The 26,820-nt window shown below is 67.7% G+C and carries 14 protein-coding genes and 1 pseudogene; 7 read left to right on the top strand and 8 right to left on the bottom strand.

What is annotated here, in order from left to right; all coding sequences use genetic code 11:
* Positions 1–335 precede the first annotated feature (335 nt).
* Both AB0L29_RS30425 and AB0L29_RS30430 read left to right on the top strand, forming a co-directional pair.
* Positions 336–1,541, top strand: coding sequence for a tyrosine-type recombinase/integrase (locus AB0L29_RS30425; protein ID WP_365831637.1), 1,206 nt, complete (start codon positions 336–338; stop codon positions 1,539–1,541).
* A gap of 49 nt (positions 1,542–1,590) precedes the next feature.
* Entirely contained in the window at positions 1,591–2,946 is a 1,356-nt protein-coding gene (locus AB0L29_RS30430; protein ID WP_365831639.1) for a hypothetical protein, read from the top strand.
* Between the two features lie 353 nt (positions 2,947–3,299).
* Here AB0L29_RS30430 and AB0L29_RS30435 read toward each other — a convergent pair whose 3' ends face one another.
* On the bottom strand, positions 3,300–3,677 hold the full coding sequence (locus tag AB0L29_RS30435; protein ID WP_365831641.1) for a hypothetical protein: 378 nt from the start codon (positions 3,675–3,677) through the stop codon (positions 3,300–3,302).
* A 125-nt stretch (positions 3,678–3,802) separates the two neighbouring features.
* On the opposite strand from AB0L29_RS30435, the gene AB0L29_RS30440 reads away from it, so the two are divergent.
* Positions 3,803–7,021: a hypothetical protein gene (locus AB0L29_RS30440; RefSeq protein WP_365831643.1), complete on the top strand. Its 3,219-nt coding sequence runs from the start codon at positions 3,803–3,805 to the stop codon at positions 7,019–7,021.
* 293 nt (positions 7,022–7,314) lie between these two features.
* On the opposite strand, the pseudogene AB0L29_RS30445 reads toward AB0L29_RS30440, so the two are convergent.
* From AB0L29_RS30445 to AB0L29_RS30475, 7 genes and pseudogenes are all read right to left on the bottom strand, one after another.
* Positions 7,315–8,029, bottom strand: a pseudogene (locus AB0L29_RS30445) (metallophosphoesterase); the annotation flags it as partial.
* A 178-nt stretch (positions 8,030–8,207) separates the two neighbouring features.
* Positions 8,208–10,145, bottom strand: coding sequence for a DUF2357 domain-containing protein (locus tag AB0L29_RS30450; protein ID WP_365831645.1), 1,938 nt, complete (start codon positions 10,143–10,145; stop codon positions 8,208–8,210).
* Entirely contained in the window at positions 10,142–12,508 is a 2,367-nt protein-coding gene (locus tag AB0L29_RS30455; RefSeq protein ID WP_365831647.1) for a hypothetical protein, read from the bottom strand. Before AB0L29_RS30455 ends, AB0L29_RS30450 begins: the two co-directional genes overlap by 4 nt.
* Positions 12,509–12,512: 4 nt before the next feature.
* Positions 12,513–13,961 (bottom strand): hypothetical protein, encoded by a 1,449-nt coding sequence (locus AB0L29_RS30460; protein ID WP_365831649.1) that lies wholly within the window; start codon positions 13,959–13,961, stop codon positions 12,513–12,515.
* Positions 13,945–17,331: an AAA domain-containing protein gene (locus AB0L29_RS30465; RefSeq protein ID WP_365831651.1), complete on the bottom strand. Its 3,387-nt coding sequence runs from the start codon at positions 17,329–17,331 to the stop codon at positions 13,945–13,947. Before AB0L29_RS30465 ends, AB0L29_RS30460 begins: the two co-directional genes overlap by 17 nt.
* Before the next feature lie 23 nt (positions 17,332–17,354).
* Positions 17,355–18,776, bottom strand: a complete 1,422-nt coding sequence (locus AB0L29_RS30470; RefSeq protein ID WP_365831653.1) for a lipopolysaccharide kinase InaA family protein — start codon at positions 18,774–18,776, stop codon at positions 17,355–17,357.
* A gap of 34 nt (positions 18,777–18,810) precedes the next feature.
* Positions 18,811–19,464: a VWA domain-containing protein gene (locus AB0L29_RS30475; protein ID WP_365831692.1), complete on the bottom strand. Its 654-nt coding sequence runs from the start codon at positions 19,462–19,464 to the stop codon at positions 18,811–18,813.
* A 597-nt stretch (positions 19,465–20,061) separates the two neighbouring features.
* On the opposite strand from AB0L29_RS30475, the gene AB0L29_RS30480 reads away from it, so the two are divergent.
* The 4 genes from AB0L29_RS30480 to AB0L29_RS30495 all read left to right on the top strand — a co-directional run bounded on the left by AB0L29_RS30480 (position 20,062) and on the right by AB0L29_RS30495 (position 26,819).
* Positions 20,062–24,516 (top strand): hypothetical protein, encoded by a 4,455-nt coding sequence (locus AB0L29_RS30480; RefSeq protein WP_365831655.1) that lies wholly within the window; start codon positions 20,062–20,064, stop codon positions 24,514–24,516.
* A 338-nt stretch (positions 24,517–24,854) separates the two neighbouring features.
* Positions 24,855–25,724, top strand: a complete 870-nt coding sequence (locus AB0L29_RS30485; protein ID WP_365831657.1) for an IS5 family transposase — start codon at positions 24,855–24,857, stop codon at positions 25,722–25,724.
* Positions 25,725–26,022: 298 nt separating this feature from the next.
* Entirely contained in the window at positions 26,023–26,442 is a 420-nt protein-coding gene (panD, locus tag AB0L29_RS30490; RefSeq protein ID WP_365831659.1) for an aspartate 1-decarboxylase, read from the top strand.
* A gap of 32 nt (positions 26,443–26,474) precedes the next feature.
* Positions 26,475–26,819, top strand: a complete 345-nt coding sequence (locus tag AB0L29_RS30495) for a GNAT family N-acetyltransferase (protein ID WP_365831661.1) — start codon at positions 26,475–26,477, stop codon at positions 26,817–26,819.
* Position 26,820: the final 1 nt, after the last annotated feature.

The following is a 26,820-nucleotide window of genomic DNA, read 5'->3' on the forward strand; positions in this document are numbered from 1 at the left end:
GCGCAGATCGCGCAGGTGAGAAGCCCGCTCGCCACGGCGCACGATGTCGTGGAAAGTCTTCCAGCCGAAGACACGCCGATGTACAGTGAAGAACGCCCTTGACCTGCAGAAAGCAGGCAGGGAGCCGTCTTCCAGGAGTCAAACATGCTGCGCACCATGTTCAAGTCCAAGATCTAGCATCTGGGCATTTGCGCAGGTCAGAGGCGTAGCGGGGCCGCTCAGGTCAGCAAATGGTCAGCATCGGGTGCGAGGGCGTCCTGGCTTGCTGACCTGGTGACCGCCACGGCGCGGTGCCTGGGCGCAGATGCCCGGCTCCCGCTCGGAAGGTGCGTCACGTGGCTCGTCAACTTGCCCGCGGTATGGGGTCGTTCTTCAAGGACTGCAGCTGTGCCCGGCCGACCCGGTGCCCGCACCCGTACACGATCCGTTTCCGCAACGGTCTGGGGAAGCAGGTCGAGGAGGGCGGGTTCGACACGCAAGATGACGCGATCGAACGCCTCACGCAGATCTATGCGGAGAAGAAGCGCACGGCGCCGTCCGTCGCGGAAGCGCGCCGGGAGCTGGGGCAGAAGACGGTCGCGGAATACGCGAAGCAGTGGCTGCCCCGCCAGCGCAGGATGACCGCATACTCCACGGGCGAGCACGTCAGCAGCTCCATCAACGTCCATATCGTTCCGCGCCTGGGGTCACGGAAGCTAATATCCGTAACTCCCATCGTGGTGGAGCGTTTCCTGGATGAGTTGGAGGCCGACGGTGTCGGCCGGGGCAATCAGGTCAACATCCTGCGCACGCTCAAGGCAATTCTGCGGGATGCCTACGACAAGGGAGCGATGGCGGATAACCCGGTCAAGGGAGTGCAGGAGCCGGAGTACGTGCGCCAAAGGGTGGTCATTCCGGACCTGGCCTATCTGAAGCAGGCTCTGGCTGTCGCGAAGGATGACCTTGCGCTGGAGATCGTGATGATGGCGGGGTGCGGATTGCGTAACGGCGAAGCGCGGGCCGTGAACGTCAACAACGTAGTGGCGGACGACGTGTATCGGGTGCACGAGCAGATCCACTCCAATACGCACCGGCCGGCGAAGCTGAAGCATCGCAAGGCGGGGGAGTTCCGGGAGGCGCCGCTGCCCCGCTCGGTACGGGAGGCGATCGAACGCCATGAGGCGAAACATGGCACGACGAAGGAGGGGTATCTGCTGCGGGGACCGAGCGGGTACTACACGGAGCCGATGGAACGCCGGCGCGTCCGCGGACTCTTCGAGAAGCTGCCTGTCGTGGACGGGATGGGGATGTACGGCTTCCGGCACTACTTCGCCTCCAACGCGTTGGGTAGTGGCATCCCGATCACCGACGTGGCGGAGTGGATGGGGCACAAGTCGATCGAGGAGACGTACCGCACCTACCGGCACCTGATGCCGGGGAGCATCACCAAGGCAGCGCGGGTTTTGGACGCCGGGCTGTGGGACGCGGCTGAGGCCGCAGTGAAGCCTGTCCGGGGCTGGCTTAGGGAGCCTGCCGACACCTTCATGCCGGGCGTGAGCTGAGGTTCGTGTGGATCCGTCGTTGTCGGTGGCAGCGTCTAGGGTGCGGCGCATGTCTACCTCATCCACTTGGCCCGACGCCGATCTGCCACTGTCGCCGGTATATCCCTTCAATGACCCGGGCGTTTCGATCACCCTTTACGAGGGGCCGGTGGGCGGAGCAGGAGAGTTGAAAGTGCCCGGCGTGGTCCAGTACGACTGTTCCCCAAAACCGGGCATCTCCTGGAGGCTGCGTACCGAGGAGCACGACCCTTTCCGCCTGGACACGGACACACTGCGCCTGAGTGATCGCGGCATCGAACTCCCGGTATTCAGCACGAGTGCCGTAAGCGGCTGGTCTAACGGTACCTCCTTCGGGGACCCCACTGCTGCACTCAGCCGGGTCGTCGCCCACTGGTTCAACCTCCCCAGATGGCACGGCTCCGCCCACCTGTCGTCCCACACCTCTGAGGGAGCGCCGCAATGTGTGCCGGCGGGGCGCAGTGTTTACCAGGTGGACGGGTGGAGGATCACGCTCGATGTCCGCCCCGATCACAAATCCGTGCTTTCTAACGCGCGTCAAGTCGACGTCTACGTCATGACACACGTGATGGAGATCCGTCGGCTGAACGGAACCGCGTTTACGGCCGCTGAGGTCAAACCTGTCCTCGGTGCCCTGCATGTCGGGCTCTCATTCGCGCTAGGCCGGTGGGTCGCCCCCGCTCTGCCTGTAGGCCAGGACGATCAGGGAGAGGGTGTGTGGGGAGAGTGGGGACCGATGCTCTGCGACCCCGCACGCAGCGTCAGCTCCGGCTGGTGGTATCCCGAGGACCAGGTTGCCCTGGGAGACCTGCTGGCCTGTCTCCTGCCTGCCTTCCGCGATCGCCGCAGGGAACAGTCGCTACGCCTGCAGATGCAGTATGCGATCACCGCCCTTGCCGACCGCGGCTTCGTCGAACAGCGCATCATGATCGGAGCTGCCGGACTGGAGCATCTGATGTGGCAGAGCCTCAAACTCACCGGTCGACTTACCGAAACCGAGTACAACAACACCCGTGTATGGCCAGCACACAGGAAGCTGCGCACCGTCCTGGTGGACGCCGGGATCAGCCTGAAGGTGAAAGCAGAAAGTCTGCCTGCGGCCGCGGCGTTCGCGGCCGAACAACAGGCGAGCGGGAACCAGCCGGTGGACGGCGCCGACATCGTCACGCGCGTCCGCAACCGTCTCGTCCATCCCAAGGAGGAACAAGAGCCCGTATACCGGATCAAAGGGCTGGTCACCGACACCTGGCTACTCACCCGCCATTACCTGGCACTGTTGATACTGCACTCCATGGGTTACCGCAGTTCCTATCGGGATCTCTCAAGAACCAATGGATGGGTCGGTGAGACCAAGCCCGCTCCGTGGGCTACAGGGCAGCGTCAATAGGCCAGCCAGGGCGAGGAACCTCCCGCCCTGGCTTCGGTGGCCCTACCCAATCGCGGTGCGTCAAAAGCCGCTTGGGTCTCCGATCGCCGAGCAGGAATGCATCAAGAGCTCTGGTGCGGCTTCTTTGTGGCGGTGCCTGCCGGAGGTGCGCCCAGCCGTCGCAGCTGGAAGCCGCGGACCGTTGACGTGAGTGGAGGAGGTGGGCGCCGCTGCGTGAAGCCTGGGTCGGCCCGGCCATGGGCGAAATGATGGGCGGGGACGTACGGCTGTGCATGCAGTGGGTAGTACACCCTGCCCGTCGGTCCATACCGTGGTGACCGTGGCGTTCCCGTTGTCGGTCCCGCCTAGCGGGCTCAGGCGCCCGGTGGTGGTGCCGTCCTTGCGGTCCCCAGAGTCGTCGATGACCAGCACACGCTGATCGTGCGGGGCTGTGGACGGGTCGGCGCGATCAGTTGCAGGCGCCGGTTGTTGACCTTGACGTCGTTCCAGGTGGACTTCGACAGGAAGAACTGCAGCCGCTGCGCATCCGCGTCCTCCGAGCCGGTCACCGGCTCGGTGCTGGCCAGGCAAGTTAGCGTCCTGTTACCGTCGCGCGGTGCCAGCAGGGCGGTGAGGTACTCGCACAGACTGCGCCACTGGGTCGGCGAGACCAGCAGGTCATCGAAACGGGCCGTGTGCCCCTCCAGCGGGCCCGGGGCGGGCGGGCACACCGCACGGTTATCGCTCCTCACTGATGCAGGGCCCTTTCTCCCGTATCACGAGCGCCCAGAGCAGGCGCAAGTCCTGCTACCGCCGGGTCTAGCGGACCTCCGGCAGCTACCCGGCTGGTGTCGGTGGCTGTGGTTACGCTTCGTCCATGAGTGAAGGCAGCGGGGGCGTGGGTTCGGTCGGGCAGGGTGGGGGCTTGAGGAGCATCCCGCTCGATGATCCTTTGTATGCGGCACCGGCCCAGGTGACAGCGGTGCCGTTGGATCCGAAGCTGGAACGTCTGCCGTTCCTCGAGATGCTTCCTGCGGATTTTGAGCGCCTCCTGGCGCGGATGCTCGTGGAAGTAGAGGGCTTGCGAGATGTCCGTCTGTTCGGTACCCACGGGCAGAAGGACGACGGTCTGGACGTTGTGGGTCGTGCAGCGGATGGAACTTGGCATGGCTGGCAGGGCAAGCGTTACAGAACCTATGGCCCTGCCGATCTGCAGACAGCAGTAGAAGATCATACCGTGCGTGGGAGTGGTGAGTTTCCTGTCGAGGAACTTGTGGTGTGTGTGCCGTGCGACATCACACGCCAGGTCACCGTCAAACTGCGCGACCTGAATGAGTTCTATCCCAATCTGAATATCGTCCTACTGGGGCCGGACGAGCTGAGTGACAGGCTTCGCAACCGCCCCGATATTGTCACTCAGTTCTTCGGCCAGCAGACGGCTGAGCGTTTCTGCCTGCCTGTACCCGCCCCGCCGGTCATCGCGGCACCCGGGCTGGACAGGGCCGATCTTGCCGATGCGGCCCGCCGTTCGCCAGCCGAGGCTCTTGGCGTGGATGATCTGCTTGCGGATGCCGCACGGTTCGCGCAGGCCAACGACCACCGTGCCGCAGTCGGCAAGCTTGCGGAGGCGGAGGTCCTGCTCGCCCGGTCCGGATTCGACGGTCATGCCGCGTCTGTAGCCCGCCGTCGAGCCGACGCACTGATCAACGCAGGGGATCTGGACGAAGCCGCCTCCTTGCTGAGTGACGCCTTCTGGCAGCGCGCCGACGCCGGCGATACTGACGGGGTCCGCAGCATCAGCCACCGGCTGGGCGAGGCCCTGCGCTCTGCGACCGCAGAGCACCCGGGCGCGGACACGCCGGGTCACGGCACCGCTCTGCAGCTCTTCACCGTTATGGACTGCGCCCAGAACTTGCTGGCGCATCCCTTCCCTGAGCCGAAACTTCCCGCCCCCCTTCAGCAGGCGCCGGACGGGCTGGAGACCTCGCTGGCCCGTCTTGCGGTGCTGGCCGGCGAAACTTCCGCCTTGGTTGACAGGGAGACGGTCTGGATCACCGAACACGCCGAGCGCTTGATGCAGCTCGCCGACGCGGTGACGGACACCGATGATCTGCTCGCTGTGCGGCTGCGCCTCACCGTGGCTGACGCGACCGGCCAGTGGACCGAACTTGTTGACGCCGCGTACCGACGGCGGCATCGGCGGATCCTGTGTGCACTCATTCTCGCCCGGTACGCACGCCACCTGGCCATCACCGAAGGCTCGCCGGAAGCCGCTGAGTTCTGGAAAGAAGCGGTGGAACAAGCCTGCCTGGACGGCCACAACGCCGACGCGGGCGAGTGGGTCCATGCCCAGCGACTTCTGCACGAGCGAACGGTCGCCATGACCCTGCCCGCGATCGACGATCTCGACCTAGCCAAAGCACTCCTGGCGCGTCCAGGTCGATCCAAGCTGTTGGGCGCCGGGGATCTGCTGACCAAAGGCATCGGCGCACTGCACGATGAAAACCTGCGGACTGCTGCCCTGGCCTTGCGTCAGCAGGTCCGTCTCAGCGCTGCCTCAGGACGCTGGTTCGACGAGCACATCGCCCGGCGTAGGCTCGCCGAAGCACTTCTCGAAGCCGGGGAGTACGACCGGGCAGCCGACCACGCTGTTACGGTCGGCGAGACCAAGATCGCCAAGAACGTGGCCAAAGCTGCCGCAGAGCATTTCGCGGATGTCACCCATCGGCTCGATTCTGGGCCATACTGGGAGAAAGTGACAGTATTCCGACTCCTGGGGGAACAAGCTGACCTGCTTCCCGATTCACTCGTCAACGAGGTCGCAGACGCGGCTCTGGTCGTCGTTACCGCCGAGGACGTGAGCGCGACTCGCTTCCCCGCAGGCAACCCTTCTCCCTACCTCGCAGCGCACGATCTGCTTGCCGCTCTTGCGGGACGCCTAGATCTGCCTCGCGCCGCGCAACTCCTCAGCGCTCTGGAACCTCTGGCACCCCGACCGAAGGGCACCTACCACCTAACGGATCACGCGCATGCCGCTTTCCTTGCCGAGGTCGCGACAACCCATCCGGATCTTCGTGACAAGGCGCTGGACCAGATCCTGGCGATGCTCGCCGGAAATCTCGGCGACACGAAGGCGCTGCGCCGTGCCAGCGAGCTGTTGCACCAGTACGGTCACGGACGTATCGAGCAGCTGTCCGTGCTGGCCGCTGACGGATCTTGGGTCGCGGCTGAGGCCCTCGCATACCTGACCGATGCCACATCGGAAGGCCATCCGCCGAGCGACCAGAGAATCGCACAGGCCAGGCAAGCACTCGCCCGTCTCACAGCCCCGCGCGCTCACACTCCCGGCCGGATCGACCTCGGCATCGGCGAGGCAGTCGGCCGGGACGCCGCACAGATTCGCGTGCTGCCCGAGCCCGATCGCATCATGGCGATCCGTGCCTTGATCGACCGAGGCAGAGGCCCTGAAGCCGCACTCGACCGTGCGGACTGCATCGATGCAGCCGCCTCGATCGCTACCAGCCTCACACAAGGCGCCGCATCCGATGGCCTCTGCGAGACCGCCTTGGAGGCCGCCGACCACGACAGTGGCCCCAACGCTGCCGATCTGGCGATGGGAGGGATGAACCACCAGCTCAGCGGCTTCCGCATCAACCTGGCATCAACAGACATCAGGGCCCACTGGATCCTGCTGGCGGCAGTCGTCGCCCGGTCCACGGAGCATGCCGAACAGGTTCGTGAGCGAATCCTTCTTGCCCTGCCAGCGCCCGCCGACGATGGCGGCTACCGCCTGGCGCAGGCTCTTCAGTTCCTGCCGCGGGAGGTTGTCGCCCCCCACACCCTGCTGCTCGCCGCGCACCCGCACTGGGCGGTGCGATCACTTAGCGCCATCTTGTGGGCAGGTCATGCAGAGGCACCCGTCCAGCTCGGGTCACTGCTGGCTCGTGACCCAGACGTCCGAGTGCGGCGCACTCTGGCCACTGAGGTGAAGAAACGGACTGATCATCGCAGCAGCGCCGTGGCGACGCTACTTGCCGCTGACCCCAGACACAGCGTGCGCAGGCTCCTTCACGGAGATACCAGCAGCTACCGGTAGTCGTTGAACCCGGTGGTAGCAGCCGTCATGGCGAAGGCGGCGAGCACTTTGGATGCAGGCTTGTGGGAAGCGGCCCGATTCGATGCTGAGGTCAGCAGGTTCTTTGTCTGCTGGCGGTACAGGCGTCATGCGCCGCTGGCCTGCGTAAAGCGTAGCCACGTATGGCTGGTTGGAGTCGTCGGCCCGGGAATGGTCCGGATCTTGTCCTCGGCGAGACGGGGCCTGGTCATCTGTCGACGCTGCATCCCTCGACTCGTGCACTGCTCCAAGTGGATGTGTTGGCCCGCCCAGTGCTACGGCCGGGTGGGCAGGTGCGGGGAGCGGAGCACGAGCAGGGTGATCTCGCTGGGGGCGAAGACGCGGAACGGCGGGCCCCAGAAGTCGGTGCCGCGGCTGGTGTAGAGGAGGGTGCGGGTGCCGTGGCGGCTAAGGCCGGCGAGGGCGGGTTGGTCGACGCGGACCAGGTGGTGGAAGGGCCAGATCTGGCCGCCGTAGGTGTGGCCGGAGAGTTGGAGGTCGACGCCGGCGGCTGCCGCCCGGTCGACGAACTTGGGCTGGTAGGCCACGAGCAGGACAGGCAGGTCGGGGTCAGCGCCGTTCAAGGCTCCGGCGAGGTGGGCGCAGCGGCCTTCCAGTTCGGAAGCCTCGGCGGTGACGTCGTCCACGCCGGCGACCACGATGGTGTCGCCTCCGCGCTCGACCAGCAGATGGCGGTTGCGCAGTGGCTCCCAGCCCAACTCGTCCATCAGATCGACCCAGTCCTGTGCCTCGACTGTAGTACTCGTAGTTGCCGGTGACGTATACACGAGCCCGGGTCGCGCGCACGGTACCGAGCGGGGCGGCCTGCGCGCGGCGACGTGCGGCCGTGCTGTCCGCGATGTCGCCAGTGTGGCAGACCAGGTCGGCTTCCAGAGCGTTCACGGTCTCGCATACCCGTGCCGACCAGCGGGCTCGGTCGAGTGGGCCGTAGTAGGTGTCGGTGATGAGGACGACGCAGGGGCCGTCCAGCGCGAGTGCTTTGCCTCCAACCGTCCCGAGGGCGCTTCTGCGCGGAGAGTGAGGCCACTCTACCGAACTGACGTGACACCACATGTCCAGCGGACGCCGCGACGATCGTGTTCTGCCTGTGCTGCGCCGAGGCATTCCGGGCCACGGCCCGTTCGAGGGATAGACGCACCTTCCCGGTTCAGAGCGGTGGCTGGGCCGAACAGCCGCGTGGGCAGGAAGTGATTCGTCCCGCCTCAGCGCAAGTGCCGCAGGCGGGACAGATGGACTGGCCGGTGCGCTCCGCAGACCAGCACGGAACCGCCAGGAGAACCCCACCGGCACGGCGATCGAGGTCGGGTTCGGGAGCACCGGTAGCGGCAAGGCCGTCCGGATCGAGCAACGGGAAGGTGTCGCCACAGGCCAGGCAGCGACGGAGTTCCCATCGGGTATGGCACGAGGTGCAGGACGCTGCGAACAGACCGTCCTCACGAGGCTCGAAGACCGTCTGGCGCTGAGGTCCGGTCTTGGCGCACACCGGGCACACTTCGAGCAGTTCGGTTTTGGCGGCCGCGTCTTCCAACGCCGCACACAGAGTACGCAATCGCCGGCTCTCGTGCTCGATTGCCCGGCCACTGCCGTGCCGCCTGAGGGTCTGTTTCAGCAGTGCGGGGAGGCGCTCCGACTCGGCCGGGCTCGGGGCGCGCACGACCGCGACACCGTCGGGCCGGGGTTCGAGCCAGCCGCAGCCCGCCAGAGCGGAGCGATCGCCTGCGGGCACGGGCACGGTGTGGGGGTAGTCGCGCGCGTCGGCACCTAGTGTCGCCCATTGGACGGCCCGCAGCAGGCGGCTGACGCTGAAAATGTCCAGAGGGGACAGAGGAGCGACGTCGACATGCCGCTCGAGCGCGTCGCCGTCGCGGCGACCGATCCGATAGGCGGCCCGGACGACGTCAGGCTCAGCGTCCTGCCGTGCTTGAAGCAGCCCGGGATAGACGATCAGGTCGTTGTCGCACACGGCGCTCGGCCAGTCACGGCGGGATTCCGTGATCGCCGCAGCGACCGAGGAGGCGTCGGGAGCCGTGCACAGGTCGGTCGTGATCGGTACGACGCGGAGCACCCGCCGCTTGCGCCAGTGAAGGACGAAGTCGCCAGTCTGGGACCAGGTGACCGTCAGCTGCTCGCCTCGCATGTGGAAGCGGGTGGAGCAGCCGGGGGAAGGAACCGGCTGGCCGGCTTCCGGGACGGCCTGGAGCAGCTTGCAGGCGAGCAGCAGAAGGAGGCCGGTGAAACGCTCGAAGGCTCCGAGGACCTCCTGTCGCCGACGGGTCGTTTCGGTTTCTCCTAGACGCGGGGTCTCGATCGCGGTACAGGCTTGCCAGAGCAGAGCCACCCTGCGGTAGTGCGGATCACTGCTCAGCAGGTTCGTCGGATGCAGTTCGCGCGGCGGTGCGGAGCGGTGGTCGACCGCGCGCGCCAGCGGCGAGCCCAGCATCAACTCCACCGTCGTGAGGGCCGATTCCAGTGCCCGTCGGCGTACCTCCGCGGCCGCCTGGTGCCGACCGGAGTCCTCGATGTTCCTGAGCAGTCCGGCCAGGTCTCGTCGGGCCCGCCAAGACGTTTCCTGCGAGGGCATGAGCAGGCCGTGTACGTCGTCCACCATCCTGCTCAGGTCCCTGAGCTTGGCGATGCGCTTCTGCAGATGCGATCGCATCACGTTGAGGACGGCGACTGCGACCCGGTTCTCATAGATGTCGGCGTTTTCCTCACTGCGCCGGGCTAGCAGACGGCTGGGCCGGACACCGGCGAGCGTATGCGAGGCCCAGTCCTCGGGGCGGGCGGCCAGACGTGCCGTCGCGCCTGCTGCGATCGAGCGCACCTGGGACGTCGGCAGGACTTCCTCCACCGTACGCAGGCGCGTGTACGGGCGGTGGCATACCGTGCGCAGCGCACCGGACTCCCGCTCGAAGACGTCCTCCACTGTCAGGGCTTCCGTCTCATCGGTGACGTCGAGGATGATCGGCGGCATGGCCAGCCAGTCGTCGAGCGTAGTGGCCTCCTCGGCGAGACGGGCAGACACCGCAAGGAGATGGCGGACGAGGAGAGAGCCGAGCTCCGGCTCGGCCGCTTCCCGGCTCATCGCCGACCGCGCGAGCGGATCTCGTCGTCCAGCAGTCGTTGTGTCGCCGTCGGCTCGTGAGCGCTGTCGAAGCGTGTCAGGCTTTCGACAAGGTCGGTGCGCAGTGTGTCGAGGGTGTCAGCATGGATGTCGTACCGCCCTCGGACGGAGCGCAGGATGCGTGTGGCCAGCAGATGGTCCAGCGCTTCACCCGGGCTGCCTCCGGCGGCGACCACGACGGGTGCGAACTCCTTGATCTGTAGCTCGAGCCGGTTACCCCAGCCGATGCGCAGCTCATCCGCGAAGCGACTGCGCCAGAGGGTGTCGAGAAATTCGATGATGCCGTCGGCCTGTGTGCCGTAGGTGGCCTGCGCTTCGCCGAAAGCCTGGCTGATACGTCCGAGTCCGAGGGGCTGCGCCGGTGCGCACGGCGTCACCGGCAGCTCCGGGTGCCGCCAGGGCAGTTCCAGGACGAAGGCCCGGTCGTAGGTCTTGTCGGCGAAGCCGACGGTCGTTTCGTCATGGTTGGCCGTCCCGATGAACCAGACGTTTTCCGGAATGGCGAGGTGCGTTCCGTCGATGATCAGGTCGGCGGGGTTTCCGACCGGCGCTGTAGTCAGCGCCAGTCTGGGTCGGTCCTTGATGGCGAGGGCCGACAGCACTCCGCTGAAGTACTGTTCGGGATGGGAGAGGTTCATCTCGTCCAGGACGATGAAGAAGGGCCGGTTCTTGAAGGCGGGGCACTGAGCGCGGTACAGGGCTTTGGTGAACTCCGATTCATAGAAGACCCGGTCGAAGCTGTTGTAGTAACCCATGAGGTCCTGCGGATCGCGCCAGCCGGCCTGGACGGGAACCACGGCGACACTGGTGTCACTGCCGAAGGCGCCGGCCAGCGCCCGGGCCAGGCCGGTTTTGCCGATGCCGCTGATGCCCTGGAACAGATGGAGACGGCTCATCGCCATGCCCGCCAGGACCAGGCGCAGGTCCGACAGGCGATAGGAAAGGCCGGCCTTCTGCCGGATGACCGCCTGCATCTGGCGCACCAGATCGGGCATGCCCGGCATGGGCGCATCGGAAGGCTGGGGTGTGCCGAACTCCCGGTCCATGCGTGCGCAGGCCGGGAATACGTGACCGTCCTTCCCGGCCTGGGCCGTGGCGTTGAGTTTGGCTGCTTCCTCGTTGAGGAGCTGTTGCAGTTGGCCGTTGGCGGCACTCAACCAGTTGTTGATCTCCAGGTAGTTCTGGCGCTCGTTGACCGCGATACGGTCACGTTGCAGAGCGGACTCCAATTCTCCGCGCTCCCGCACCAGTTCCTCGTTGTCGGCGATGAGTTGCGTGACTTGCTGCCGCAGTTGCTCGAGCATGCGCGCGTCCGCCCGCGGCGCCGTGGCGCTCTCCTCCAGCAGGCGGGCGTTCTCGGCGCGGAGTTCGGTAAGGCGCTCGACGACCTGCTCCAAGGTCATGCCGCCCAGGGACGCCAGAGCGCTTTCGTACTCGTTGAGCCGAGCGCCCAGGCGCTCGTTGCCCTCGGCCAGGGCAGCCGCCTTCTGCCGGTACTCCTCCAGCTGCTGGACCAGCTGGCCGGTGCGGCTCGTCAGCTCGCCCTCGAACCGTTCCGCCCGGCTGGCCTGTTGTTCCTTGAGCGCGGCTTTGAGGTGGACGATGTCCTCGCGTTCGTCCTCCAGCCGGAGCTGCGCGGAACGCAGGTCCCTCTCGCGCTGGGTCAGTTCGCTTTCCCTCTGGTCCAGGACCGTCTGCGCCTCGGCCAGGCGACGCTGCTCCTCGGTCCACCTCGCATGCCGGGCCCGGCGTTCGCTGTCGAGGGCGTCCACGGCCGTCTGCCGCTGCTCCGCCAGCCAGCTCTCCAGATCACGGCCAGCTGCCAGACGACGTTCGACGAATTGCGCTTCCGCCGATCGCTCACGGTCGGAAAGATCACGCTCCCTGCGGTCGAGGAGCTCCGTGCGCGTGGCCAGGGCGGCGCGTTCGTCCTGCACCGAAGCCGCGTCCTCTGCCTGGCGGGCAGCCGCGGCAGCGAGCTCCTCTCGCTCTGCGTGAAGCCGCTCCGCCTGTACCGTCAGGGCGTTCGCCGCGTCTTCCTGGCGCTTGGCGAGAGCGCGGTAGAGCTGCCACGCGTGTTCTAGGCCGGAGTGCGTGTCGACGGTCTCGTCACCCGCCGCCAGGACCACCTGCGCCTCGCTCGCCACCTGCTGTATCTCCGTCAGCAGCGCGACGGTTTCGTTGCTCCCCGAAGTGGTTCTGGGCGCCACAGGAGCCGGCTGACGCACACGGGTGGTCTCGCTGCGCTGGGAAGCGGCAGCCTGCTGGCCCGGCCACACCACTCCCTTACCTTTCTGACGCGATCGCGTCTGCCTCTTCCCCATGGCGTCAGTTCACCTTCTCGCTGTCCGTGGATCGGCCACCGCTCAGACCGAGCAAGTGGCGGGCTGCTTCGTACGCGAGGGTCCGGATGTGCTCAAGCTCGTCCGGGGCCGGGGCACCGGTCGGTCCGTGGGTCGCGTTGTTGCGCAGTATTCGTGACCGGTCGAGATCCTCCAGGAGTGTGGGGCGCCGCCGGATGAACGTGACGAACGGATGTTGCGGATTCTCTCCGGCCGCCCAGACCGCCTTGATGATGTCTCCGGCCAGCCCGTTGGCCGGTGCTTTGCAGTATCTGCGCATCTCCGGCGGCACAGAGGTGGCGCCCAGGCGCTGGGCGGTCAGGACGAATGCGCGCTCCCGTACTCCTGGTTCCCTGGAGGGCGGCAGCCGGGCGGGGAAGCGGTCGTTGAGCTCGGGAAGTATGCACTCGAAGACACGGATCGCATTGCGTGCGGCGTTCTCGCGTTCCCGCGCGGTGTCCTTGAGAAGCGCCAACTCGATGTCCGCGAGGTGAGCCAGCACCTCCGGGTGGTCCCGGATCTCCTCGCCGAGCATGCGTACGACGTCGGCGCGGGCCTCCTCGGCGAGCTCCTGGTCGACCCTGCGCGCGGTGGCAGTCCGGTCGCGGCGGCTCCCGCCGAGCAAGCCGTCGATCAGCCGGCCCAAAGGCTCGTCGCTTTCGGCGCGGGCCACCAGGAGATCCGCCAAATAGCGCCCGTCACCCACCGCGAACGGATCCTCGACGGTCCACATACGCCCGGACCCGTCGTCGTCCTCGACGACGTAACACACCACGTAGGCGGCGATCGCCGTGCCATGGAAGCCGATCCGCCGAGCCGCCACCACGCCGTCGGGCGTGCCGCGGGAGCCACCACGAAGCCCACGAGCAGCCAGGTCGTGGCTTTTGCAGGCTTCCAGCACATCTCGCTCCGACGGGCGCAACGAGGAACCGCCGGCCCGAAGCGTCAGCGCGCCGACCTCTCGGGAGGCACCGGCGGTGCCGAACTGAATGGTGACCCAGCGGCCGCGATGCTCCCGCACATCGGCTCGTACCGGATCGGCGACCAGAATACGAGGCAGCAGCATCCCGGTGGCCGGATCCTGGAACACCCGGACGAGCTGGGGATCCGTCTCCGCCACCTCTCCCTCGGCCACGGTACGCCGCCCCGCCTCGGTCAGCTTCAGCCCGGGTTCCATCAGCCGCCCCTCCACAAGCCGGGCGATCACCGTGCGGCACAGGGCGGTGTCCAGGCCGATCAGCTGGGACAGGTCGCCGACGTCCCGCACTCCGGCGGCGCACAAACGCAGCACCACGGTCTGGAAGACGTCCAGTGTGCGGGAGTAGCCGGTCGGCGCCGTCACCTGGTGAACCCACACGGGCAGCAGAACGGGCCGGTACCGCTTCCGGGGCGGAAAGGCCAGCTGGAAGACGGGCGTCTCACGGTCGAACGACACGGCCGTCCGCCCCCTTCCGACACAGCTCCAGGAACGCGGCCAGGGGCGCGATCGCCTGGGGACTGCCGGGCCCGAACATGTCGTCGTCACCCACGACGGCGAGCAGCCGCTGCTGACGGCTCATCGCCACGCACAGTCGGTTGGCGACGGTGAGGTGTCCGTAGGCGCGCTTGACATCGGTTCGCGCGGCCGGTGCGCAGCTGCGCACGGTGGACAGATAGGTGACGGAGAACTCCATGCCCTGGAAGGCGTCTACGGTGCCGACTCGTAATCGGTCGAGCGGTGCGCCGTCCTCGTCACGGCATAGCCGGGGCACGGGGCGCCATCCGCCCGCATCGGTGAACTCGGCGAGCCCGGCCTTCTTCAGTTCCTTCCACACCTCGGTGACCTGCGCGGCGTAGAACGAGATGACGCCGAACGTCATGTTCGGATGCCGCTCGATCAGCGCGGCGATCTCCGCTGCGATGACAGCGGCTTCAGCGTGCCGCGTGCGGCTCGTTCCCCGTTGCGTTTCGCCGCCCGCGGACAGGGGCACGGGAAGCCACACCGCGGGGACCTCACCGTAGCGGTCGATCCCGTGGGCGAAGTCGGCCGCTTCGCGGCCGTTGCGCAGTTTCCCCTGGTAGAAGTTGTCGCTGACGAAGCTGCCGAGCACCGGGTGCATGCGGAATTGGGTGTCGAGACGGACGAACCGGGGATGTCCGTCGGACGAACCGTGCTCCCATTGCCGTGCCAGTCGCTGGAAGAGGCTTTCCTGTAGCCGGTCGCGGACGTCCTCGCCGAGCGAGCTCAGCTCGCGCTCGACATCGGGTTCCAGCATGTGGGGGAGCTGGGCGTGATCGCCGACCAGCACGATCCGGCGGCGGGCCTGGGCGAGGGGGATGAGGAGATCCAGCGGGTTGGCGCGGGCAGCCTCGTCGACGACGACCGACTCGAAGCCCCCGTCTTGACGGCCGAGATCGACCATGGCTTTGGATACGGCCTGTTGGCAGGTCGAGGCCAGCGAGACGGTGTAGGCGCGGAGGGTGTCGTCGACGCCTTCCGGATCGCTGCGCAGGTCGTCCCGGTAATCGAGCAGTGCCGCGGCTATGGCGTCGGGTGACCGGGTCACCGCTTCCGCGAGTTGTGCTGCGAACCGGTCGAGGAGGTCGGCGATCGTGGGATCGGCCACGGTGACCTCTGGCAGCCGAATGCGCGCGGTGAGACGGTCGAGCAGGGTGTCGCGCAAGGCGGCCAGAGAGTCGAGGAGTTCACGCTCTGGTGAAGCGGTTCTGGCCGCTGTACGCAGCGACTCCTGGTAGGAGATGCCGTCGAAGAGCGAAGAGTCGGTGAGGTCGAGCCGTGTCAGCAGTGCTCGAGCCGTGTGGGGCCCGTCGTCCTCGAACCCGGTCACCGTGCAGCGCAGCGACCGGATGTAGGGCAGGAGGTCCGCGCGCAGGTCGGGGTCGGCCATGGCGGCGGCCCGAGTGCGATTCCTCTCGGCTTCGTCTCTGAGGCTGCGGAGCTCGCCGACCAGTGAGGGGTCGGATATGTCTCCGAGCTGGGTGAGTACTTCGTCGAGGAATTGGGGCAGGAACTCGGGCGGTACGGGTGCCGCCCGGTAGGTGGCGGCCAGTTCGGCGGCTGCTCGCCGAGCAGCGAGATGCTCTCCCACCGGGCGCTCACGTAGCCGCAGGTCGGCGGCGCGGGCGGCCTCGATGCGCCAGGTGTCCAGCGCGACCTTGCTGCCCCGGCCGCGGGAGTCCACCTTGAGCGGTGGCAGCCCGAAGACCCAGCCGCGCGTGACCAGATGGTCCACCGCCGCGTGCTGGAAGCTCGTCAACAGGGTGCTGCCGGCCACCTCTCCGCCCTGGGCGAGATCACCCAGTTGATTGACCAGAGCGGCGATCACCTGTGTTTTGCCCGTGCCAGGCGGTCCTTGAATGATCGCGACATCGGGGGTGTTGAGCGCGGTGAGCACCGCCTCCCGCTGGGCCGGCGTCGGGCCGTGGGGAGCGAAGCAGCTGAGCGCGGAAGGAGAGATCTTCGTGATCCGGCGTCGTGCCGGCTGAGGCCAGGAACCCCCCTCCAGCAGCGTCGGTAGAGCGGGAATGTGTGTCCCGTCGGTGCGCAGCTTCTGCATGGCTTGCTCGCGCCGGTCGAGCCGGCGCTGATCGCCGCGGTGTGCCAGGTAGAGCCAGCCCTGGGGTGGCGGGTCCTTCTGGTCGTTGAGGGTCGCGGTGAGTCTCAGGGTCTCGGTGACGCTGTCGTACCCGAGCGGTTCGCCGATCCAGGCACGTACCTTCTGCGCCCGGGAAGCGACCAGCCACTCCCGGTCGGTCATCGCGGAGTCTGTCACGGAGGCCGGAACGTTTGTTGCTGCCTCGATCTCGACGCGTTCGGCAGCTGTGGTGTTCTCCAGGGCCGCTCGCGTCCGCGGCAGTGCCCGGTCGAGGTCCACCGTGAACACGCAGCGGCCATCGGACTCGACCTTGACCTTGGTGTAGCGGATGATCCCGAAATCGCGAATCCGGCCTCTGATGTGGCGGGCCTCCAGCTCTTGGTACCTGTCCCACATGGCCAGGTAACCGTTCTGGTTGGCCACCAGGTCGAGGCCCCGCTGTATTCTCTCCCGGTCTCGCTGTCTGGCGGTCATGTCGCGGAAGTCGATCGACCCGACGGCCAGTGCCTTCTGGTCGGCGCCGCGCTGATCGTGGACCGAGCTGAGCAGGCGCACAATGCGGTAGCCGGCGCTGTTTTTCTCGACGTCGGCCATGAGCCCTGGTCCGTGCACCCGGAAGCCGACCGCAAAGCCACCGGCTGGTCCGGCTGAGACCACCATGCGCCTGGCGTCGGCCGGTGCCCCGGGGCGGGGTTCCAGGAAGAGCTCTCGCCTCATGAACTCCATGACGGCCCCGACGTTGGCGGTGTCCGCGCGGTCCGCGTACTTGGTGGCGTCCTCCACGACGGCGTCGTCGATGTCGAGCAGCAGGCCGGTGCTGAGCGGCACAGCGAGCCCTACGGCGGGGGCATAGATGTGCACGCGCAAGGTGAAGGGTTCGCCAGCCGGCGACGCGGGCGGATGCGGACTACCGGTGCGGCGCCGGGGCGGTGCGGCGGGCGCAGGCGGCTTCGGCCGGGCCGGATGCGCAGTGATCGTCACACAGCTGCTTCCGGCTGCCTCAACTTCGTCGAGCCTCCGTTCGTCCTCGGGACTCGCCGGCTTGATCCCGAACGTGGCGAAGTCGGTGACCAGGTCGAGTTGGCCTGCGGGGCGACGGTAGAGGCGGACCTCGCTGCCATCGGGAATGATCCGGTCGACGAACTCCTGCGGCACTCGGCGCCAGAGGAAGGACACGAAGACCGGCTCTCCCGGCATACGGGCGGGCATGACCGGCCCCTTGGGGCGAACGCTCACCTGCTCGCCTCCACAGCCATCAGACGTACCCAGCGGTGGATCGCACCCTGTCTCCCGAAGTGAATCGTCCAGCCGCGACCGTCGACAGGCACGGTTGCCTGGCTTCCCTGACCGATCTCCCGCCATGGCCGTCCGTCTTGACGGTCCAGCCAGAGGCTGTCGCGGGAGAGGTTCAGCACGGTGGCGTCCTGGCTGTGAAGCCGCAGCCGCGCGACCACCGCGTCAGGTCGATCCGGGGCGGGTGAGGTGTGCCGGGCGGTCAGAGTCGTCTCGCCGCCGGGACGCAGTGCGGTGAAGTCGGGCAGAGGAACCTCCGAGAGCTGGACACCAGGGGTGTCGTCAGTGCTCCCCGATCGGTCTTGCGGCTCGGTACCCACCGGACCGGTCAGTCCGTGGCGCAGCACCCAGACACGGTCGCGGGGCCTCCGGCAGGCGAGGCAGGAGGGTGCGGAGGCACGGTAGCTCCATCCGCACTCCGGGCACTCGACGGTCTGTCCCGCAGCGGAGTGCAGTGCCGCGGCCCACCGGGCAGCCGACGGCCGGAGGAGGGGATTGGCCACGGCGTCCACGAAGCACTGTGAGGCCAGGTCCCACAGCTGACCGGACAGGAGTTCCCGCCGTGGTGTGATGCCCAGAGTGCACTCATTGGTGCGGTCGGTGGGGTGGTCGATCCATGGCAGGCGGAACCGGTCTGCGTACTCCTCTTGGTAGGCGGGGTCGGAGTCCAGCACCTCGTCGCCCCGGAACGGGTGACTTGCCGTGAGGGTCTCGAAGATCAGCACGCCGAGTGCGTGTGCGTCGGCCAGTGTGGTGGCTCCGCTGCGACCCGACACGATTTCAGGTGCCCCGTATCCAGGGGTGTGTACCGGCGCAGATCCGACGGTCGAGGCCAGACCGAGGTTGTCCACGTCGATGAGACGGATTTCCTGTTGCTCGACAGCGGCGGAAATCAGCACGTTGGAGGGGGACAGGTCCTGGTACACGATGGCACGGGCATGGAGCCGGGCGACGGCGTCCGCAAGTTTGGCCAGCAGCCGCAGTCGGCGTTCCAGACCCCCGGTGCGCACATACCAGGCTGCCAGATCCTCCTCGTCGGGGACGCACAAGGTATCCAACGGAACCATCTCGTCGGCCAGTTCCATGACATAACCGAGCTTCGGCGGGGCGAGCAGGGCGAGCACGCCGGCCAGCGGGACACCGTCCAACGGAAGGCGCTGGATGCGGCGCAGCCGAACGTGTACAGCCTCTGCTGCTTCCTGAGTCGGAGCAGTGATCATTTTGACGGCGGTTCGTCCGCCTCGGGCCAGCCATACCTCGCCCTGGCCGCCGGCTCCGATCGAGTGGGACAGTGACCACAGCTGGTGGTACTCGTCCTCGACGGGCCGCAGCAGGCCGCCGAGATCCCAGCGCGATGCCACGGGGGTGCCTTTCCTCTCGCCGCGTCCCGCCGGTTCAGGCGCCGAAGTCGGACAAGTCGTCGGGGCTCAGTACCGGCGCCCGGTCCGGACGAGTACTTCGAGCCTGCTGGGTGACGGTGACCGTGACCCAGCGGAAGTACTGCTGGATGCGTTCGACGTCCTGTGCCTCGAAAACGCCGTTGGCCTCGTCGCTGACGAAACGGCGCAGTACGGCTTTTGCCTGCTCGGTCATGTCGGGACCGATGGCGACCGCCAGCCGGTTGGCTCTGGCACCCTTGGGGGATTCGAGCAACCGGTCGAGGGCCTCTTCCCACTCGTCGGTGGGCATGCCGTCGGACACGAGAACGAGCGTGGGAGAGAAGGACCTGGTGGGGACGGCTGCTTCGTCACGCAGCACCGCGTCGGCGAGCTCGAGGGCGGCACCGAGCGGGGTGCCGCCTCGGGCCTCCATGTCGGTCCAGGACGCATCGGCCGCGGGCACCATCTTCTGATGCAGTTCAGCCCGATCGCGGCTGAAGGCGATTACTCCGACGTGGATGGTGCCTCGCCCGATGTCGGCCGTGGCGAAATCGTCGAGCATGCGACGGATGCACTCGTTGAGCACATCGATCTTCTCTTGGGGTTCACCCATGCTCCCACTCACGTCCGCCAGTACGAGTACTGGTAACGGACGTGCCTTCGCGGCCATGAAACGCGGCGCGGTACCCACGATGTCCCCCCATCGCTCTCACCGCACTAGGGGCTGCAAGCCGACACACCTAGTTGCGGCAAGGTCATTCCTGACGCTGAGGCAGACAAAGGTACTACGTGTCGCACCTTGCGTGCAGTCCGTGACAGCAGGGGATGTAGTCGTCGTGGCGAAGGAGTGCTGAGAGTCCACGGCCAAGCGGTAGCGGCCGTCCCAGTAGGTGGCGGTGGTGTGACCGGAACGCGACGGGATCGGTGGAGGTTCTGAGTCGCCCCTGCTGTAGCGCTGCGCCGCCGCCTCAAGTATGAGGAGCCCGGGGAAGCTTGAGGCGGGACCACGTTCCTCGTACCCGTGCGAACGGTCTGGTACGGCAGACACAACGGAGCGGTCAGACGCGGCAATCGACGGGTTCACGCCGACCGCCGTTTCCGCCCCTTCCTCCTCCTCGACGATCTACGATCGGTAACCGGGGGATCCCACAGCAAGGGGGCGGGTGTGACCGCTGAGCGGGGCGGGTCGACGGCGACCGAGGTGGAGCAGGCGATTCGGGCGGCCGAGGAACTCATGGACCGGGAGGGGCTGAGAGGTGGGGCGGAGGTGGCGGAACCGGTCGGGCCCGAAGCGACGTGCGCGGCCGTCGAGCGGCTCGGGCGGCTGTTTGTGGAGCTGCCCGGACAGATGCGGTACGGGCTGCGCCGGCAGCGGGACAACGGCGGAGACCTGTCGACCGACCCGCTGCAGGGGCTGTCCGAGATCGTGCAGAACGCCAACGACCTCGGAGCGCACCAGGTCAGGATTTTCGTACGTGACACGGAGCTGCTGGTAGCGCACGACGGGCGTCCGGTACGGCTGACCGATGTGATGGCGCTGGCCATGCCGTCGTTGACGAGCAAGGACGACGACCCCGACGCCACCGGCCGGTTCGGCATCGGGCTCATGACCCTCCGGCGGCTGTCCCCGGTCCTGGAGATCTTCTGCGGCTTCTACCGCGTCCGGATCGGGGACCCCGACGTGTCCCTCGCCGACCCCTTCTCGGTCCCCTCCTGGTTCGCCGACGACGGTTGGACGGTCCTGCGCATCCCGCTCGCCACCCCCGCCGATGTGCAGGGGCAGGATGTCGACGACTGGCTTGCCGCATGGGGTGACGAGGCGTTGCTCTTCCTCGACCACGTGCGCACGGTCGAGCATCAACGGGAGGGCGGCGACGTACACAGCCGCCTCGCCTTGGAGTGGGGCGAACCCGACGCCTACGAGGCCGTCATCGGCGGCCGGGACACCGTGATCGACTTGCGCATGGCCCGGTCACCTGGCGGCATGACCTGGCAGGTCAGCCGTGCCACCGTGCCGAGCCCGCCGGACGTGCCGCGGATTCGGAAGGCCGCGGGTGAATCGACCGGTCTTGCCGTCGCGATCCCGCTGCACGAGGGCGCGGGCGACAAGGTTGCCGGGCAGGTGCATGTCGGACTGCCCGTGACCGAGCTGGGACTTCCGCTCCGGGTCGGCGCCCAGTTCGATCCGAACCCGAGCCGTCAGCATCTCAACGACACCCCGTGGAACCAGGCGCTGCTTCCCCTGCTGGCCGACCTCTGGGCCGCCGTCATGGTGCGACAGCTTCGGCTGGACCCGACCGCGGCCTGGCGGTGCCTGCCCTTGCCACACAACGTCCGGTCGCCCAAGGGACCTGTACGCGACCTGGAGCAGCGGTTCCTGACCCTTGCGCGCGCGAGGGTGTCGTACGAACTGCGCCTGCGGACGCCGCTCCACGGTGACATCGGACTCGCCGACCTCGCCGTTGGTGACGAGGCGCTTCTGCCAGCGCTCTCGGAGGCAGAGATCGCGCAGGTGGCCGGGCGCACAGCCGTATTGCCTCCGGCGGCGCGGGATGCGGAGGGGCGATGGCAGGAGGTGCTCGAGGACTGGGCCGAACACGACTGTGCCGCGCCCGGGACCGTCACCGTCCCGATGGCTGTGGACGCGCTCCTCGGAGATGCGTCCCGGAGCCCGGAGACGACGGTCGCACTCGCTTCCGTCGCCATCGCCGAGGGCGAGACCCAGAGGCTTCGATGGCACAAGTGGCTGGTGGACCTCTCCGGAGCACGGCACCAGGTGCCCTGGTTCGGAGCCGCAGAGTTCTTCACCGACAAGGCGCAGGGGCTTGCGAAGGTGCTCGGGCTCAGCCACGTGCTGCACCCGGCCTTCGTCGCCGAGACCGGGGAAGCGGCACGAGTCCGTGCGTGGCTGAGCGAACAGCAGGTTTTCGTCACGGGCGCGGATCCGGTGCCCGCCATCCGCCAGCTCGCCGCCCGTGGCGCCCGAAAGGACATCGCGCCTCTGGTCCTGGACGACGACCAACTGGTGGCGCTGCGCGAGGGGTTTCTGCGCGTCCCCGCGAAGGAGCGCCAGCGGCTGGGCAAGGACGTGGGCCGCGCCGTCCTGCTGCACGGCCGCCGGTTCGGGCCCGGCGGCCGTAGGGAGGACGTACAGGTCAGACCAGCGGATGCCTACCTGCCGGCCGGGTTGGACAGTGTGGACCGGGAGGACAGCTTCGAGACGGCCGCAGGTACCGCCACCGGCCTCACGTGGCTGCGGCCCCGCTATGCCCAGGTCCTGCCCGGGGCGGGGACGGGCCTGGGCGCCCGAGCGTTCTTCCACCTGCTCGGTGCCGAAAAGGGACCGCGGTTGCGGCCGCACCCCGGGGTCGAGCACCGGTTCACCGCTTCGTCCCCGAGCGAGGGTCTGCCGGCCCAGGTCCCGGGCGGTCCTGCGGAGAGGTCGCAGGACCTCCGGAACAAATCGGCCACCTACACCCTGGAGGACTGCGACAGCCTTGACCTGATGGCCGTCGTCCATGACATCGCTGCCGAGAAAGACGGGCCGGTACGACGCCGGCGGGCCGCCGCGCTGCTGCGGGTGCTGGGACGCAACTGGGGTGCCTTGTCCGAGCACCACAAGGTCCGCGCTGTCCGGGACTACCACACATGGAACCCCTGCGGGGAGACAGACGGCTTCTGGCTGTGGCAGTTGAAGACCACGGCGTGGCTGGACAACCAGGACGGCGCACCGGCGGCTCCCAGCGGCCTGCGCGAACGCACGACCAGTACCGTCGCCGTCTACGGCGCGGACAGTGCCGGATTCCTGCACTCCGACCTCCAGCAGGCGGTCGGCAGACGAGGAGAGGTGCTGGTCGCTCTTGGCGTCACCGGCGAGCCGGGTGTCGCCGACCTCCTGGAGGCGCTGCGCCGACTGCGCGCCCGGGAAACCGAAGCCCCCGACCATCCGGCGGCGCAGCTCCTCTACCGGGCGCTCGCCGAGCGACTGACAGCCCACCGGGGCAAGGACGCCGCACAGGTGACCGCCACTGTCGTGCGTGCCTTCGGGCAGGGCCGCGGACTGATTCTCACGTCACTGGGCTGGCGCCGGCCGGGCGACTGCTTCCGCGGCCTCCCGGTCTTCGGCCGGTGGGCCGCCTTCGCGCCGTCGTTCAAGGGCAGTGACGCCCTCTGGGAGAACCTCGCGGTTCCGGAGGCCGGTGTGGAGGACGCAGTACGGGTCGTCAGGGAGGTGGCCCGCGAGGCGAGGGAGGAGCGAGGCGTGCGGGCGCCGGTCGACGCCCAAGCCGAGACCGTGATGCTCCAGACCCTGCAGATGCTTGCCCGAACGGCCCGCGAACACCCCGAGAGAGTGACCGCCTCTGTCGTGGGGAGACTGCCGTTGCGCACGAGCCGGGGATGGACCAGTAAGCGCCCGGTCTACGCGGCCGACGCGACGTTGGCCGAGGCGCTGGGCTCGCGGATCCCGGCGTGGCTGCCGGGCGGGGAACTGGAACAGTTTACGGCGCTCCTCGGACCCCTGCGAGTGACCGAGCTGGGAGCGGCGGACATTACTTTCCGCCCCGCGGACGACGCGCCGGTCGACATGGAAGCGACCGACCTGGTGCGTCACGCGCTGGATCTGCTCCGCGAGGACCTACAGCGCAACGCCGTCGCCGTCGCGGGATCCCTCGACTGCCCGTGGGAGGACTTGGCCACGGTCGAGGTGCGGATCACCTCGTCGCTGGAGTGTCTGGTCACGCTCCCCGGTGGGGAACCGGTGCGGGGCCCGGTGCGTACCGCCCTCGACCGGGACTCCCGCACCCTGTGGACGGTGGACCGCGAGTTGTTGAGGCGACCGTCTGAGGCGGGCCGGGCCATCGCCACTCGCTTCACCGAGGACCGGCGGCAGGTCGCCCACTCCTGGGCGGCCGCCTACGACGAGGCAGAGCGCGGAAGAGAGGCGGTGCGGCTCGAGCTGGCTGAGGAGCGGGTCGCACAGGACCAGGCGGCGACTGATGCCAAGCGCGCCCAACGCCTTGCTGCGCTGGAGACAGAAGTCAAGACAGCTCAGAACAAGGCAGATGGCCGGCCACCCGCGTCGACACCCCTGCCCTCGGTCACTGTCCGCCCGGCCCCGGCTGTCCCGGTCTCGGCACCGCGAGAATTCGTCGATCCGGCAGCCCTCCGCATCACCGGCATCCGCCGGATCGCCCAGGCGTCGCCATCCGCAGCTGGTGTGCCCGGGGCTGGCGGAGGTGCATCCGTCAGGACCCGCCTCACCCCGCCCGCCTCCGCACCGACCGTGCCCGCACCCCGTCTGGTCCCCCCTGCCCCCAACATCGACCGCCAGGAGAAAGTGGCTCTGGACCTCCTGCGCAAGGTTCTGGGCACGGAGCAGGAACCGGAGTGGCTGCGCGATCTACGGCACCAGCACGGCGTGGGCGCCGATGCCGTGGACGCGCTCGATCGGTTCTACGAGCTGAAGACGACCTATGGACCCGAGCAGGACACGGTGACCCTCACCGCCAAGGAATGCGAACGGGCGGCCTCGGGAGCCGAGTTCTTCCTCGTAGTGGTATCAGGACTCGCGGCAGACTCCAATCCTGTCCTGCGTCTCGTCCCCGATCCGCTGCACCAACTGCGCATCCGCCCGAACGGAAACGTCATGCTCACCGGGATCAAACAGTCCGGAAGTCTCATCGTCGAATTCGGCGCAGAGGAGGAGCCAGATTTTTCTTGACTTTCCTCCCGGGGGTACAGCCCTCGCCCGTTGCGGACTCGAGGCAGCCGAGTGGGAGGACTGGCGCAGTCGGGACCAGGCCGAGGGCGTCGGTGCTCAGGCACCGCTTAGAGGTCGTTTTTACCTGTAGTGCATTGTTATCGCCGGTTTTCTGCGGTGGGCTGGTGTGGTGTTGATGAGGCTGCCGATCCAAGTAGGGCTCAAGGGCTGGATGAGGTGACGGCTGGGGCTGGAGGCGGCTCGTGTCTGTTTCATTCCAGGACGTCTGATTGCGTCGCGCTTCCACAAGGCAGAACGTGCGCCTGGGCGCACTCGTCTGCCGGCGGTACATCCAGGTCATGAGCGAACGTCGTGCGTATCCGAGTGACCTGTCCGATGCCCGCTGGGAGCTGGTCGGGCCGGTCCTGGCGGCCTGGCGATCCGAGCGCCGCCGCCGGGCCCTGGCGTTCGGGCGGCCGCCCGAGCACGAGCTGCGCGAGATCATGAACGCGATCCTGTACGTGGACCGCACCGGGGTGCAGTGGCGTTACCTGCCGCACGACTTCCCGCCCTGGGAAACCGTCTACGGCTACTTCGCCAAGTGGCAGAAGGACGGTGTGTTCGCCCAGCTCAACGGCCTGCTCCGGGAGTTGGTGCGACAGAAGGAAGGCCGCAGTGCCCAGCCCTCGGCGTGTGTCATCGACGCGCAGAGCGTGAAGACCTCCACCAGCGTCCCGGCCGCCGGGCAGGGCATCGACGCCGGGAAGAAGATCGTGGGCCGCAAGCGGAGCATCGTCACCGACACCCTCGGACTGCTGCTGGCAGTACTGGTCACCGCGGCGAGCGTGCAGGACTCCGACGCCGGCCGGACCCTCGTCGAACACGTCGCCGCCGAGCATCCCACCGTCCGCAAGACCTGGGTCGACGGCGGCTACTGCCAACATCTCGTCGAACACGCAGCCACCCTCGGCATCGACATGGAAATCGTCCAACGCACGCCCGGCACCAGGGGATTCACCCCGCTGCCCAAACGCTGGACCGTGGAGCGGACCTACGGCTGGCTGATGCTCCACCGCCGCCTGGCCCGCGACTACGAAACCCTGCCCGCCCGCTCCGAAGCCATGATCCACCTCGCCATGACCGACCTGATGGCCCGCCGCCTCACCGGCGAGAACACCATCTCTTGGCGCGACCCCTCAAAGCACCATCAACCACAGATTCCGGGATGAAACAACGGGATAAGACGACCTCTTAGCAGGCCAAATGCCGCCGACCCTCGACATGCCTGATGAGACGTCAGGTAAGTCAGCATCCACTCAGCATTAGTCCCGTACGGTTCCTCGCGCGTGCGCTTGGTCGGTGGCTTCGCGGCAGCTTGGCTGGCGCAGAAGTGCGCAGGCGGGAAGCCTGGTCACAGCAACGCACGATTTTCCTAGAGGTCTTCGAGTCGAAGGCATGCCGATGTACAGTGAGGGACGCCCCTGACCTGCAGAAAGTTGGCAGGGAGCAGTCTTCTAGGAGTCTAAAGTGCTGCGAACTTTGATCAAGTCCAAGATCCACCGGGCCACCGTCACCCAGGCCGACTTGCACTACGTGGGATCGGTGACCATCGACGCCGATCTGCTCGACGCCGCCGACCTGCTGCCCGGTGAGCTCGTGCACATCGTGGACGTCACCAACGGCGCCCGGCTGGAGACGTACGTCATCGAGGGCGAGCGCGGTTCCGGCGTGATCGGGATCAACGGGGCGGCCGCCCACCTCGTCCACCCCGGTGACCTGGTGATCATCATCAGCTACGCTCAGGTGACCGACGCCGAGGCGCGGACACTGCGGCCGCGGGTCGTGCACGTGGACCGCGGCAACCGCGTCGTGGCCCTGGGCGCCGACCCGTCCGAGCCGGTGCCGGGCTCGGACCAGGAGCGCAGCCCGCAGGCCGTCACGGCCTGACCGGCACGCCCCGGACGCACCAGGAGGGTGCCATGAGCGACATGGAGATCCGCGACGACCGGGCGGCGGGCCGCCTGGAGGCGGTGGCCGGCGGGGAGGTCGTCGGCCGCATCGAGTACTTCGTCCTCGCATCCCCGGAACGCACCCTCGTCCCCGTCCACACGATCGTCGAACCGGCTCACGAGGGCCAGGGCATCGCGGGCTCCCTGGCGCGCGAGCTGTACGCCCTCGCCAGCCGCGAGGACGGCGCGGTCGCCCCGCTGTGCCCGTACGTCGCCCGGTGGGCCGAGCGGCACCCGGACGAGGCCCCGGCGGCCGCCCCGGAACTGCTGGGGACGGCCAAGGCGTGGCTGGCGGCCCACCCGGGGCGCTTCTGAG

It is taken from the genome of Streptomyces sp. NPDC052701 (assembly GCF_040678355.1).
Lineage (GTDB): Bacteria > Actinomycetota > Actinomycetes > Streptomycetales > Streptomycetaceae > Streptomyces.

Coding starts and splice junctions, on each gene's coding strand:
- AB0L29_RS30430 (WP_365831639.1), top strand. CDS start 1,591: ATGTCTACCTCATCCACTTGGCCCGACGCCGATCTGCCACTGTCGCCG.
- AB0L29_RS30440 (WP_365831643.1), top strand. CDS start 3,803: ATGAGTGAAGGCAGCGGGGGCGTGGGTTCGGTCGGGCAGGGTGGGGGC.
- AB0L29_RS30450 (WP_365831645.1), bottom strand. CDS start 10,145: ATGAGCCGGGAAGCGGCCGAGCCGGAGCTCGGCTCTCTCCTCGTCCGC.
- AB0L29_RS30455 (WP_365831647.1), bottom strand. CDS start 12,508: ATGGGGAAGAGGCAGACGCGATCGCGTCAGAAAGGTAAGGGAGTGGTG.
- AB0L29_RS30465 (WP_365831651.1), bottom strand. CDS start 17,331: ATGCCCGCCCGTATGCCGGGAGAGCCGGTCTTCGTGTCCTTCCTCTGG.
- AB0L29_RS30475 (WP_365831692.1), bottom strand. CDS start 19,464: ATGGCCGCGAAGGCACGTCCGTTACCAGTACTCGTACTGGCGGACGTG.
- AB0L29_RS30485 (WP_365831657.1), top strand. CDS start 24,855: ATGAGCGAACGTCGTGCGTATCCGAGTGACCTGTCCGATGCCCGCTGG.
- AB0L29_RS30495 (WP_365831661.1), top strand. CDS start 26,475: ATGAGCGACATGGAGATCCGCGACGACCGGGCGGCGGGCCGCCTGGAG.